The organism is Paenibacillus sp. AK121, assembly GCF_019042715.1.
Taxonomy (GTDB): domain Bacteria; phylum Bacillota; class Bacilli; order Paenibacillales; family Paenibacillaceae; genus Paenibacillus; species Paenibacillus polymyxa_C.
On the sequence record NZ_JAHPJM010000004.1, the window covers coordinates 140,932 to 153,844 of the forward strand.

Consider the following 12,913-nt stretch of genomic DNA (forward strand, 5'->3'; position numbering starts at 1 on the left):
TCCTGTATTAATCAAATGAGATACCTGGTTGCCTCATATCGTCCTCAAAGGCGTACCGTGTGGCATCAATGGTATGATTGTCCTTATCGTCCAGCCGAGTCCGTGGATTGCCGTCTGCGTCCGTCTGATAGTCGATGTTCTCAAACTCTCGAGCAATATTTGGCGTACGAACTGGATCAATAACGATTTCGCCCAGATCATCAAGCCACTTTTCACCATACTCCACTGAACCTGGACCTTTCTTCGCACCCTTGAAACGGCAATGTAACTGCATTTTTAATTCATCCACTGACTTGGGTTCCGCACTGTCTGCAATGGTTAACTGCTGGTCATACTTTTTCTTCTTGAGCTTCTCACCCAACTCCCGATTAGATATCTTCACGCCGTATACTTCGTCCAAGGCGTAGATTTTTCGCCGTGTTTTATCATAATGCCAGCGAACAAAGGCAAGCGGATCAACACCGTAACCCCAGTCATTGCCCTGCCGGATGTTATCGAAGCTTTTGACCTCTTCGTCTGAAATTGTGCGGAATGTAAGATTATCGAACGGCACAACACCACTCCCTATCGCTTTGCCTAGATACTCCCACTCATACCGTTGGAACCGCGTACGCTTCATTTCCTCCGCTTCTTCGATACTTTCTTCAGACAGATACGGATTGTTAAGATAAGTTGAGTGGTGAACATACGTATTAGCTGGTATAAATTGCGATTCATACAGCTTGTTAACCCAATTCTGCTTTCGCTTTGGTGGGTTGTAAGAGTAATAGAATGCATAAAAAAGACCATCTGGCAGCTTAGCGCGCAAAATGGACTTCTCGATGGTTGATACTTCATCTTCATTTTTGAATTCGGCCATTTCCTCAATCCAAAGGAAGGCTATTGGGAACTTGGACATCTTGATTGACTTAATCTTTGCAGGATCGTCCGCACCACGGAATATTATCTTGTTGCCACGAGGGATGTAGACAAGCTGTAACGGGCTTTTGACGACTCTCCAATACTCAGATACCCCAAGTATCTCTATTGCCTCTTTAAGCTGCTCAAACACCGATTCTTCAAGTGTACGAGCAACCTTACGAACACACAGGGTAGTCACTGGGTATTTCATCATGTCCTTAATGATTTTCAGTCCTATGTGTGCTGACTTACCCGAGCCACGGCCGCCTTTAAGTACGTGCTTCAGGTATTTATGTGAGTTGGATACCCGCCAGAAGCTTTGAAAGTGGGGTGTAACCTTCTCAGATAGCTTAACCTTGAGGGCTGTCATCGCCATCACCCAAATCATCCACAATGACCACACCAACGTTACCATCAATCTGCTGCTTATCAGTCCACATTGCATAACGCTTCCCAAGCAGTTCAGCAGCCTTTACACGGTCTTTAACGTAAGTATCCTTGTCCTCAAGCTCAAAATACCCATCGCCCTTGCCCACTGGTATCTGTTCAGTGTGTTCCCCTCGCATAACTTTAGTAAGGAATTGGAGTATTTCGTCCTGTTTGGCTACCCTTTCGTCGTCTTTTTGCGCGATTTTATCATCAATATAGGCTCTGACGTTAGGTTTTGTTAGCAATTTGCTAGCATTTGTCCTCATAGTGGCATCTGATTTAGCTTTACCTTTGATCGGATCAATCTGTGCTGGTGACGGGATAATTGCAGAAAACAATATTGAAGAATATATAAACTATCCTTTTATGAAACAAAAACAACCAGACTATGCTTTAAGAGTAAAAGGTGACTCTATGGTTAATGCGGGCATTAATGATGGAGACATTGTTTTCATGAGGAAAGAAAGCTGGGCAGAATTCAATGGACAAATTGTTGCGGTTATCATTAACGGCGAAGAAGGCGTCTTAAAGAGAATGAAATGGTCTGAAGGTTCTGCAAAGTTTAATCTTGTACCAGAAAATGATTCTTATCAGTCCATGGAGGTGACACCAAATGAATTTATAGTTTGTGGAGTTTATGTAGGGCATTTCAGACAATAAAAGGAGTGTTCGAAATTGGAAGGAAGTTTCTATAAAAGAGGATCAACCTGGTCATTTATGATCAGCATTGGTACTGATCCGAAAACAGGTAAAAGAAAACAAAAGGGAAAAGGCGGGTTTAAGACTAAAAAAGAAGCGCAAGCTGCTGCCGCGGATATGCTGTCCGAGATAAATCGAGGCGTGTTCAAAGAAGAAACCAAAATGACTTTTGAAGAATTAGCGGACAAGTGGTTGAAATATTATAGTTCTCATGGAAAACCAAAAAAAGATGGTACGATCCGAATCAGAACTAATGAAAAAGAAAACTTGTTACCGTTCTTTGCAAAGCTCAATGTATCTTCAATCACTGAACAGATGTATCAGGATGCACTCATAAGTCTACAAAGCAAACTAGCCGATAATACGTTATCAGGTGTGCATTCAACCGGCAGAATGATCTTTTCATATGGCTTAAAAATCGGCGCTTTGAAAACAGATCCTACATTAACTGCTTTTGTGCCTAAGCGCCAGAAAACTATACAAGAACTAGAGCAGGATAATGAGATGCCAAAATATTTAGAACGAGATGAGCTCGTTCATTTTCTACAGATAGCTCAAGAACATGGATTGGATAATGATTTTGAAACCTTTAATACGTTGGCTTATACAGGCATAAGAGTCGGCGAGTTATGTGCATTAAAAGAACTGGACGTAAACTTCGAAGATGACAAGATAAGAATAACGAAAACTTTGTACAACCCAAATAACAATTATGCTCTTTACAAACTCAACACACCAAAAACTATATCATCGGTTCGTGAAATAGATGTTGATCATGAAGTTATTGTAGGTTTTCAAAACCTCCTGACAATTCAAAAGATAGAGAAAGGCAAAAGGCCAACGACTTATCACGATCAAGGATTTATATTCGCAAGAGTAGGGCAATTTGCTGGGTATCCTCAAGTAATAAAAATGGTTGAACTTAGGATGAAGCGATTACTAAAACTAGCTGGACTTAATCCTGATCTCACCCCACACTCACTTCGTCACACTCATACTTCGCTATTAGCTGAAGCTGGGGCTACTCTCGAACAAATTATGCAGCGGTTAGGACATGCAAACGACGAGATAACACGCAGAATATACCTTCATATAACTAAGCCAAAAAGAAAAGAGGCTGCTCAAAAGTTCAGCGAACTAATGAGAGCCTCAAAAAAATCTGATCAGAGTTAACAAATTGTTAACAAATCAATATAACGATCCATCAAACCCTTGTTGCACCAAGGGTTTTTTGGTTCATTACATCATGCCGCCCATTCCGCCCATTCCGCCCATGTCAGGCATTGCAGCCTTTTCTGGTTCTGGCTTGTCAGCGATCACTGCTTCAGTAGTCAGGAACATAGCCGCTACGGAAGCTGCGTTTTGCAATGCATAACGAGTTACTTTCGCAGGGTCTACGATACCAGCTTCAATCATATTTACCCAGTCGCCAGTAGCTGCGTTAAAGCCCACGCCAACTTCTTCGCGTTTCAGACGCTCAACGATTACAGAGCCTTCTTCACCTGCGTTAGCAGCGATAGTGCGGATTGGAGCTTCCAGAGCGCGCAACACGATGTTCACGCCTGTTTGCTCGTCGCCTTGCAGTTCAACAGCAGCAACTGCTTTGTATACGTTCAGGAGTGCTACACCACCACCGGATACGATACCTTCTTCAACCGCAGCACGGGTTGCGTTCAAAGCATCTTCGATGCGCAGTTTGCGTTCTTTCAATTCTGTTTCAGTAGCCGCACCGACTTTGATTACTGCTACGCCGCCAGACAATTTAGCCAGACGCTCTTGCAGTTTCTCTTTGTCGAACTCGGAAGTAGTTTCTTCCAGTTGCGTACGGATTTGACTAACACGAGCGTCGATGTCGGCTTTGTTTCCAGCACCGTCAACCACAATCGTGTTTTCTTTTGTAATACGCACTTGACGTGCTGTACCCAGTTGGTCCACGGAAGCTGTTTTCAGGTCCAGACCCAGTTCTTCTGTGATTACTTGACCGCCTGTCAGGGCAGCGATATCTTGCAGCATTGCTTTACGACGGTCACCAAAGCCTGGAGCTTTAACAGCTACAGCGTTGAATGTACCACGCAGTTTGTTGACAACGAGCATAGCCAGTGCTTCGCCTTCGATGTCTTCAGCGATCAGAACGAGTGGCTTGCCTTGTTGTACGATTTTTTCAAGCAATGGCAAGATTTCTTGTGTGTTTGTGATTTTTTTGTCAGTGATCAAGATATACGGATTGTCCAGAACAGCTTCCATTTTGTCCGTATCTGTAATCATGTACGGAGAAATGTAGCCACGGTCAAACTGCATACCTTCAACTACTTCCAGTTCTGTTGCAAAACCGCGGGATTCTTCAACTGTGATTACACCGTCTTTGCCCACTTTTTCCATAGCTTCAGCGATCAATTCGCCTACTTCATCATCAGCAGCGGAAATACCAGCTACTTGAGCAATGGATTGTTTGCTTTCGATTGGTTTGGAGATAGCTTGCAGTTCAGCAACAGCTGCTTTAACTGCTTTGTCGATCCCTTTACGGATACCGATTGGGCTTGCGCCAGCAGTTACGTTTTTCAAACCTTCAGTGATGAGGGCTTGAGCCAAAACAGTAGCCGTAGTAGTACCGTCACCAGCTACATCGTTCGTTTTGGTTGCTACTTCTTTAACCAGTTGAGCGCCCATGTTTTCGAACGCGTCTTCCAGCTCGATTTCTTTTGCAATCGTTACACCGTCATTAGTGATGAGCGGGCTACCGAATTTTTTCTCCAGTACAACGTTACGGCCTTTCGGTCCGAGTGTTACTTTAACAGCGTTAGCCAATGCATCTACCCCGCGCAGCATGGAGCGGCGAGCGTCTTCACTGAATTTAATGTCTTTAGCCATTTGTGATAAACCTCCCTATGGATTATGAATGATTTGTTTCAATTCCTATATTTAGGTCTTGTCCGGGTTCCGGTTAACCGATGATCGCGTGGATATCGCTTTCTTTCATAATCAAATATTCTTTACCTTCATATTTGATTTCCGTTCCAGCGTATTTGGAGAAAATGACACGGTCGCCTTCTTTTACTTCCAGAGGAATACGGGCACCGTCTTTCAATGCGCCTGCGCCAACCGCGATAATTTTGCCTTCTTGCGGCTTTTCCTTGGCAGAGTCAGGAAGTACGATTCCGAAGGAAGTCGTTGTTTCTTGCTCAATTGCTTCCACCAATACGCGTTCACCCAAAGGTTTGATCATGAAAAAATAGCCTCCTTATTAAGTGTTTTATCCTGTAATTTGGTTGTTATGTTGTATGTATTAGCACTCAACAGTGGTCAGTGCTAACAACCAACTTTATGATACTCAACTTGAGATTGAATTTCAAGTCCCTAATGTATTTTTTATGGGAATTTTTATGGGCAACCATTCTCGATTATATCCACCTATCTTAAAAATAACCGTTAACTCAAGGCTAATGGTTATTTTTAAGATAGCTATACTGATCAATTTTAGAGAAATTAGTTGTTGAGCCATTCAGGTCCTGTCTTATTATTCCGTAGCTACACGCAATTCGGCCTCCCGTTCCTCCTGTGCACGCAATTGCTTGCGATACACGACTGATGACAAATATACACTCGCTTCATACAGCACCAGCAACGGAATCGCCACCAAAAAATCGGATATAAAATCCGGCGGAGTGATAACAACGGCAACAAAAACAAGCAGGAAATAAGAAATCTTCCGCCATTTGCGAAGCCTCATCGGGGTTAATACACGAATCCCTGTCAGAAACATGATCAGCAGGGGGAGTTCAAACAGCAACGCTACAGGCAACACAATATTAAACATAAAGGTGAAATATTGCGCAATACCGTACGTTTCCTGCAATCCCATACTTTTGGTGACGGACGATGTAAACTGAATCGCCATCGGGAAAATAATGAAATAAGCAAAAGCTGTACCAATCATAAACAAAAGCAGCACATAAGGCACATATCGCAAGGTTGCACTCCGTTCTTGCGGCCTTAATCCCGGGCTGACAAACTTCCACAATTGGTAGCATGCAAACGGTAACGCCACTGCAATCCCAATGATCATGGCGATCTTCATGTAGATGCCGATTCCGTCCCAAAAGGAAAATGCATTTAACTGAAAAGCTTTCGCCGAACCGGAGCGAATAAGCCAATTATAGACAGAACCCGCCGCGAACAATCCACCAGCCAGTGCCAATACAAATACAATCAGCACATAAATTATTCGTCGGCGGAGCTCACCCAGATGTTCCAATAGCGGCATTTCATGCTCTGATGGGGTCAAGTCCATTCCTCCTTTCTGAACGGAACGCAGCAGCGCCTCCTAAAAAATAAAGCCCTTCACTAAAGAAGAGGCTCATGTTCATTATACAAGCAGCAAAAATAAATAACTAAATCTATGACAAACGTTTATCCTCAGGCTGAGGTTGAACTTCTGAAGACGTTGTCTGTGATGCTTGGACCACACTATCTTTGCTTTCTTTCCGCCCAGTCCGTTCATTTTCAGATAAAATATCGCGTGCCCCGTTTTTAAATTCACGGAATGTACGCCCTACAGCTCGGCCCAGCTCAGGCAGCTTGTTCGGACCAAATAGCAGCAGCGCCAGAATAATTAACAAAATATAACCCGGTGCTCCAATATTGGGCATGTGTAGTAATCCTCCTTATGTTGACGGACAAAATGAGAACCTCTGTCCGTATACGGCCTTATAAATTCTTACAGGTATCATACCACACACACGGTCTGCCTTCTACCGAAACTGACCTGTCACCATAAGCAACGCTTCCGGGAGTTGATCCATAATCGCTGCCAAATTTTCATGCACGCCTTTGGGCGTTCCTGGTAAATTGACAATCAACGTACGTCCACGTATCCCCACGATTCCACGAAAAAGCATGGCCGCCGGATTTTTCTGCATCACGATCATTCTCATGGCTTCCGCCATACCTGGCACTTCCCGTTCCACGACCCGTCTGGTCGCCTCAGGTGTCACATCACGGATCGCCAGTTCGGTCCCGCCTGTAGTAAGCACCAAGTCTGCATGAAAATAATCGGTCATTTCGATTAAAGCCGCAATAATCTCATCCGGTTCATCGGGAACGATCCGGTATTCCACAATCTCTCCGCCCAGTTCTTCTTCGACGAGTTCCCGGATGACCTGTGCGCTTGTATCCTCACGCTCTCCCCTTGCCCCTTTATCACTGGCTGTTAGGATCGCCGTTTTCCACACCATAAGATCACCCTTCTCCTATCATGAAAGAATACTTTCTCTTCTGAAAATCAGAAACAGCCACGCTGCATCCTCCATCACATCACAGTACCCTCTCGGCGACAATGTTGTCTATGTCAAGGTTTCTGGTGGTCCTCCCTTTGAAAATCACCATGCTTGCCACCCGTTTTGGATTGCAGCATGGTAGGGCCGATGATCATATCTTTTTGCAGCGCCTTGCACATATCATACACGGTTAACGCTGCGGCTGAAGCCGCTGTCAAAGCTTCCATTTCTACACCTGTCTTACCCTCGGTCTTCACTTCAACTTCAATATGAAGCACATCATGTCCATTATCGGAAAAAGTAATGTTCACGCCTGTCAGCGCCAGCGGATGACACATCGGTATCCAGTCTGACGTTTTTTTCGCACCTTGAATCCCTGCGACCTGAGCTACAGCAAGTACATCACCCTTGCCGATTCTTCCTTCTTTTACAGCCGTCAATGTAGCCGGGTTCATCGTAATCTGAGTCACGGCGACTGCTGTACGAACCGTAGACGTTTTGTCCGAAATATCTACCATACGAGCCCGTCCCTGTTCGTTAAAATGAGTAAAGGAATCCATGACTCCCTCACAGCTCCTTTCACATACCCAACTTTACTTCATTCATCTTTTGTGGATTTTGCATGATTACAATCTAAGCGTCCTTCCGGTGTAAACAGCACGTCCACTCGCAAATCTCCCGGCTCCATGGGTACTTGTGCCAACAATTGTCCCGGCAACAGAAGCGAGACATAAAGCGGACCTACGGAACCATTATTACGCTTCACTGCCTCTACCTGTGCGGTAAAGCGATCATAGTAGCCTCCGCCATAGCCGATCCTGCCTCCACGACGATCAAAGGCCAAGCCGGGCACAACAACCCAGTCGATTCCCGTCCACATTTCAGGCAACCATTCCTTGCATGTCAATACAGGCTCAGGAATGTTCCATACGCCGGGTACCATATTTCCATACTGATCCATCTCCCTCAGCTCCATGGTTCGGGTTACCGAATCCACTCTCGGGGCCAGGACACGATCTCCCTGTGACCAACAATGCTCAATGAGGGGAGTCGTAGAAATCTCGCTGCCAAAAGAGAGATAACTAAATAAGGTTAGCTTATCCCCGTTTCTGTCTATTCTAAGCTGCTCCCATGCCTCGATTGCATGCCGACAGGCCACAGCCGATGCCTTCTGCCTTGTCAGCGGGTCCATGGAGTCACGCGCTTCCCGTTGCTGTACACGCAGCGCGTTCTTCACATTACAGACATCCACACATCCGCCCTCCCGCACAATCGTCGATAATCATCAACACGTTACAATTGTCCCATTTGTCAGTAAGTGCTGTACGTTGCAAGTTTTTTTCATTCTTTTTCACTTCTCGTTTAAGTTTATCATTGTTTATACAAATTGACTACATGCGGCTCAAGGGTTTAGGGGGTGAAAGCAGTGCAATAGTGGGTAATTTCATGTAAACTGGAAGGAAGGTACCTGCGAAAAAGGCAGGAAGAACTGTGCAAAATGTAATGGAGGAACGATACGCTATGCTATTGCAAGTAACCGGAATTACTAAATCCTATGGAATTGAGCCCGTTCTGGACGGGATTAACCTTCAAATATTGGAACGTGAACGTATTGGACTGGTAGGTGTGAACGGTGCAGGCAAATCGACCCTGCTCAAAATCATTGCTGGCGAAATATCCTATGACAGTGGACAAATCTTTAAAGCAAAGGAAACCAGCATCGGTTATTTGGCGCAAAACAGCGGTTTGGATTCTGATCGTTCGATTTGGGATGAGATGATGCTGGTGTTCGAACCGCTGATTGCAGCAGAAAGGGAACTTCGGCAGATGGAGCAGGAAATCGCCGATCCGGCCAATGCGCAGAACGAAAAGCGTTATGCCGATCTGCTTGAACGCTATGCACGACGCTCAGACTGGTTCAAGGATCACGGCGGTTATGAAATGGAGACCCGTGTTCGCAGCGTGCTACACGGCATGGGCTTTGGTTCATTTGCACCCGAGACGCCTGTAGTCACCCTGAGCGGAGGTCAAAAAACCAGGCTTGCGCTAGCACGCATCCTACTGCTCGCTCCAGATGTCCTTATGCTCGATGAGCCTACCAACTATCTGGATATTCAGACATTGACCTGGCTGGAAGACTATTTGCGTGGCTACTCCGGCTCCCTGCTGGTCGTATCACATGACCGATATTTTCTGGATCGACTGGTGACGACGATTGTTGAAATCGAACGCCATCGCTCCACTCGCTATACAGGCAATTACAGCCGCTATATGGAACTAAAGGCTGCCGAGTATGAAACAAACCTCAAGCATTACGAAAAGCAGCAAGAGGAGATCGCACGGATGGAGGCATTTATACAACGCAACATCGTGCGAGCCTCTACAACCAAACGTGCCCAAAGCCGCCGCAAGCAGCTAGATAAAATGGATCGTATGGATCGACCTATGGGCGATTTGAAAAAAGCCCACTTTTCTTTTGAAACCGCCTATATGTCGGGTAAGGAAGTATTAGAGGTGCGCGACCTTTCCGTAGCGTATGAGGGGAAAAAGCCTTTATTTCAGCATGCCTCCTTTGACTTAAAACGAGGAGATACGGTGGCACTGATTGGTCCGAACGGGATCGGAAAATCGACTTTACTCAAATGCCTGACCGGCTCACTTAAACCTGCAGCTGGGTCCATCCACTGGGGTACGAAGATCAAAATCGGTCTGTATGACCAGGAGCAGACAAACCTGAACCCCGCCAATACCGTGCTGGAGGAGTTATGGAGCGAGTACCCTCATATGGAAGAAGCACGGATTCGGACAGTGCTGGGTAATTTCCTATTTAGCGGTGACGATGTACTGAAAAAGGTAGCTTCATTAAGCGGAGGAGAAAAAGCCCGCGTATCACTGGCCAAGCTAATGCTGCGTGAAGCCAACGTATTAATTCTCGATGAGCCTACCAACCATCTGGATCTGTTTAGCAAGGAAGTGCTGGAAGCGGCTCTGATGGACTATGACGGTACACTGTTGTTCATATCCCATGACCGTTATTTCCTTAACAAAATGGCTGAACGTGTCATTGAACTTCATCCTGAAGGGATAGAACATTTCCTGGGGAATTATGATGACTATGTAGCTAAAAAACAAGAGTTGGAGGAAATCGCACAGGAAGCTCTCGAGGCAAGTCAGTCCACTCGTGGCAAAACATCGTCTGCCTCTGCATCTGTAACAGACGAGACCACTCCCAAATCACGCGCAGCCACCTATGCGGCAGACAAACAAGCCAAAAGCGAGGAACGCAGCCGTCAACGCAAGCTGGAGGCATTGGAAAACAAAATCAAAACACTGGAGGAACAAATTGTAGGATTGGAAGAACAAATGACCCTGCCCGAGATTTATCAGGATTACACAGCACTTCAGAATATTCAGGCACAACTCGACACCCATAAACAGGAATTGACTGAAACCTATGCATCCTGGGAGGAACTGCTTGAGGCATAAAAGCTGCTGCATAAAATCTTAGCCATAAAAATTTCACATTTCCCTCTTCTATTTTTTGTACACAAGAATATCCACAGATTTTGTGCATGGACGATATTGGAAAATGGCCTTTTAGGCCATTTTTTTATTGATAAACCGCCAACTTCAAATGAAAACCAAATTTATCCACCATTTTATCCACATTATCCACAGATTTCACAATCACTATAGCTATGATATATCCCCCATCCAGCTATCTGCTAAAAGTCTTAGCCTGCTTGCTTTGAGCCTATTTATCCACATTTTTAACGGTATATGTGGATAACTTTGTTCACAACTTGACAAATCACATCATTATTCGGGCAGTATAAAATTTTGATAATCTTTTTGGTGGAACATGAAAAATCGTGAACCATTGTGACGAATCATGCGAGGAAATAAGATACCGGCATTCATACGCTCAAACTCCTGTATTTTATCCTCTTGAAATTCTATTTATATATATGTATAGCGCGAAACAGAAAAGACACGACCCCAAAGATGTGTCGTGTCCTTCCTATTCGTTCAATTAAGTTTGAACAGACCACTCTTCCAGAGACAGCCCTGGATCAGCTTTCATGTCCAATGAGGTGAATTCTCCGCGCTTCCACTTGGCGTATGCTGCGGCACCGATCATCGCTGCATTATCTGTACAGTATTTCATGGATGGTACAAGCAGTTTGATGCCTTCACGCTCACAGCGTTCCCGCAATGCTGTACGTAGTCCACGATTGGCAGCAACTCCGCCGCAAAGCAGCAGCTGCTTCGCACCGTATTCACGCATAGCGCGAATCGCTTTTTCTACCAGCACCTCTACGACCGACTCTTGAAAGCCTCTTGCAATCGCTCCCGCATGAACGGTTTCTCCGCGCATTTTCGTCTGGTTAATTACATTCAGCACCGCCGATTTCAAGCCGCTAAAGCTAAAATCATAAGAATCCGGCTCCAGCCATGCACGCGGCAAAGTAACCACTTCCTCCGATTCATGAGCTACACGATCCACATGCGGACCGCCGGGATACGGAAATCCGATGGCTCGCGCTACTTTGTCGTAGGCTTCTCCAACCGCATCATCCCTCGTACGACCAATAAGCTGAAATTGCCCTTCGGATTCCATCAGCACCAGCTCGGTATGCCCCCCTGACACCACAAGAGCAATGCACGGATATACAATATCATGCTCCAACTGATTGGCATAAATATGTCCCGCAATATGATGCGTTCCGATTAGCGGTTTGCCGAACGCCATAGCCACACTCTTGGCGGCGACAATACCAACCAGCAATGCGCCAACCAGTCCTGGTCCTTGTGTCACGGCAACCGCTGAAATCTCGCGGGGGCTGATTCCCGATGTTTGCATAGCCTCATCCAGCATGTAGGTAATGCTTTCCACATGTTTACGTGATGCTACCTCTGGCACAACACCGCCAAAGGCTTTGTGTGTTTCAATCTGACTGGAAATCAGATTCGAAAGCACCTCTGTGCCATTTTTCACGACAGAAACTGCCGTTTCATCACAACTCGTTTCCACTGCCAGTATATAGCAAGGCTCGCCAGAGGCAGAGCCTGTACCTGCTTTTTCCGCTTGCGTCATTGCTCCTGCACGCTTCCTTCCTGTTCACCGGATGCCCCGTGTGCGGGAAGATCCGCCCACATGATCACGGCATCCTCGTTATTATCCGAATAATAGCCCTTGCGCACACCCGCGGGCTTAAAGCCCTTTTTCTCATACAAGCCCTGAGCGATCCGGTTCGTTACCCGTACCTCTAGGGTCATACGCTCCATCCCTAAATAAGATGCGGTCTGCATCAGCTCATCCAACAGCTTGTCTCCAAGCTTGCGTCCACGATAAGCCTCACGAACCGCAATATTCGTAATATGGGCCTCATCCATAATCGTCCACATACCTGCGTAACCAATAGCTCGTCCATTAAGTTCCATAATCATATATTTAGCAAAATGATTCATTGTCAGCTCATTGCGGAAGGCTTCCTCCGTCCACGGCAACGTGAACGCTTCATGCTCAATCTCCAGCACATCGGGGATGTCATCCAGTTGCATTAAGCGAAACTCAAGTTTCTCTTCCCGCTGTATGTTCTTTGCCATGT

General features: G+C 45.7%; 14 protein-coding genes. 3 read left to right on the forward strand and 11 right to left on the reverse strand.

Annotated features, from left to right (window positions below; all coding sequences use genetic code 11):
- Window positions 1-7: 7 nt before the first annotated feature.
- Both KSP24_RS09460 and KSP24_RS09465 read right to left on the reverse strand, forming a co-directional pair.
- Window positions 8-1,270 carry a PBSX family phage terminase large subunit gene (locus KSP24_RS09460; RefSeq protein ID WP_216975106.1) on the reverse strand — a complete coding sequence of 421 codons (1,263 nt, stop codon included), beginning with the start codon at window positions 1,268-1,270 and terminating at the stop codon, window positions 8-10.
- Complete coding sequence (locus KSP24_RS09465) at window positions 1,251-1,574, reverse strand: terminase small subunit (protein WP_254207710.1); 324 nt, start codon at window positions 1,572-1,574, stop codon at window positions 1,251-1,253. Before KSP24_RS09465 ends, KSP24_RS09460 begins: the two co-directional genes overlap by 20 nt.
- A 22-nt stretch (window positions 1,575-1,596) precedes the next feature.
- Between KSP24_RS09465 and KSP24_RS09470 the strand changes: the two genes are divergently transcribed.
- Window positions 1,597-1,989 carry a LexA family protein gene (locus KSP24_RS09470; RefSeq protein WP_330705983.1) on the forward strand — a complete coding sequence of 131 codons (393 nt, stop codon included), beginning with the start codon at window positions 1,597-1,599 and terminating at the stop codon, window positions 1,987-1,989.
- A gap of 15 nt (window positions 1,990-2,004) precedes the next feature.
- Window positions 2,005-3,201 carry a tyrosine-type recombinase/integrase gene (locus KSP24_RS09475; RefSeq protein ID WP_216975005.1) on the forward strand — a complete coding sequence of 399 codons (1,197 nt, stop codon included), beginning with the start codon at window positions 2,005-2,007 and terminating at the stop codon, window positions 3,199-3,201.
- Window positions 3,202-3,267: 66 nt separating this feature from the next.
- Here the strand turns inward: KSP24_RS09475 and groL are convergent, their stop codons facing one another.
- From groL to KSP24_RS09510, 7 genes are all read right to left on the reverse strand, one after another.
- Window positions 3,268-4,896: a chaperonin GroEL gene (gene groL, locus KSP24_RS09480; protein WP_013369880.1), complete on the reverse strand. Its 1,629-nt coding sequence runs from the start codon at window positions 4,894-4,896 to the stop codon at window positions 3,268-3,270.
- A gap of 73 nt (window positions 4,897-4,969) precedes the next feature.
- The gene (groES, locus tag KSP24_RS09485; RefSeq protein ID WP_007429271.1) at window positions 4,970-5,251 is read right to left on the reverse strand and encodes a co-chaperone GroES; all 282 of its coding nucleotides are present in this window, start codon (window positions 5,249-5,251) and stop codon (window positions 4,970-4,972) included.
- 291 nt (window positions 5,252-5,542) lie between these two features.
- Window positions 5,543-6,310, reverse strand: a complete 768-nt coding sequence (gene tatC / locus KSP24_RS09490) for a twin-arginine translocase subunit TatC (protein ID WP_216975006.1) — start codon at window positions 6,308-6,310, stop codon at window positions 5,543-5,545.
- Window positions 6,311-6,422: 112 nt separating this feature from the next.
- The gene (locus KSP24_RS09495; RefSeq protein ID WP_216975007.1) at window positions 6,423-6,674 is read right to left on the reverse strand and encodes a twin-arginine translocase TatA/TatE family subunit; all 252 of its coding nucleotides are present in this window, start codon (window positions 6,672-6,674) and stop codon (window positions 6,423-6,425) included.
- Window positions 6,675-6,776: 102 nt separating this feature from the next.
- Window positions 6,777-7,259, reverse strand: a complete 483-nt coding sequence (locus KSP24_RS09500) for a MogA/MoaB family molybdenum cofactor biosynthesis protein (protein WP_013369877.1) — start codon at window positions 7,257-7,259, stop codon at window positions 6,777-6,779.
- A 113-nt stretch (window positions 7,260-7,372) separates the two neighbouring features.
- On the reverse strand, window positions 7,373-7,861 hold the full coding sequence (moaC, locus tag KSP24_RS09505; RefSeq protein WP_216975008.1) for a cyclic pyranopterin monophosphate synthase MoaC: 489 nt from the start codon (window positions 7,859-7,861) through the stop codon (window positions 7,373-7,375).
- A 38-nt stretch (window positions 7,862-7,899) separates the two neighbouring features.
- On the reverse strand, window positions 7,900-8,553 hold the full coding sequence (locus KSP24_RS09510; protein ID WP_216975009.1) for a 5-formyltetrahydrofolate cyclo-ligase: 654 nt from the start codon (window positions 8,551-8,553) through the stop codon (window positions 7,900-7,902).
- Between the two features lie 269 nt (window positions 8,554-8,822).
- Here KSP24_RS09510 and KSP24_RS09515 point away from each other — a divergent pair, with 269 nt between their 5' ends.
- Entirely contained in the window at window positions 8,823-10,787 is a 1,965-nt protein-coding gene (locus tag KSP24_RS09515; RefSeq protein ID WP_017426495.1) for an ABC-F family ATP-binding cassette domain-containing protein, read from the forward strand.
- A 547-nt stretch (window positions 10,788-11,334) separates the two neighbouring features.
- On the opposite strand, the gene tsaD is transcribed toward KSP24_RS09515, so the two are convergent.
- Complete coding sequence (tsaD, locus tag KSP24_RS09520; protein ID WP_137078055.1) at window positions 11,335-12,399, reverse strand: tRNA (adenosine(37)-N6)-threonylcarbamoyltransferase complex transferase subunit TsaD; 1,065 nt, start codon at window positions 12,397-12,399, stop codon at window positions 11,335-11,337.
- Complete coding sequence (rimI, locus tag KSP24_RS09525; protein WP_013369872.1) at window positions 12,396-12,911, reverse strand: ribosomal protein S18-alanine N-acetyltransferase; 516 nt, start codon at window positions 12,909-12,911, stop codon at window positions 12,396-12,398. The genes tsaD and rimI overlap by 4 nt, the downstream gene beginning before the upstream one ends.
- Window positions 12,912-12,913: the final 2 nt, after the last annotated feature.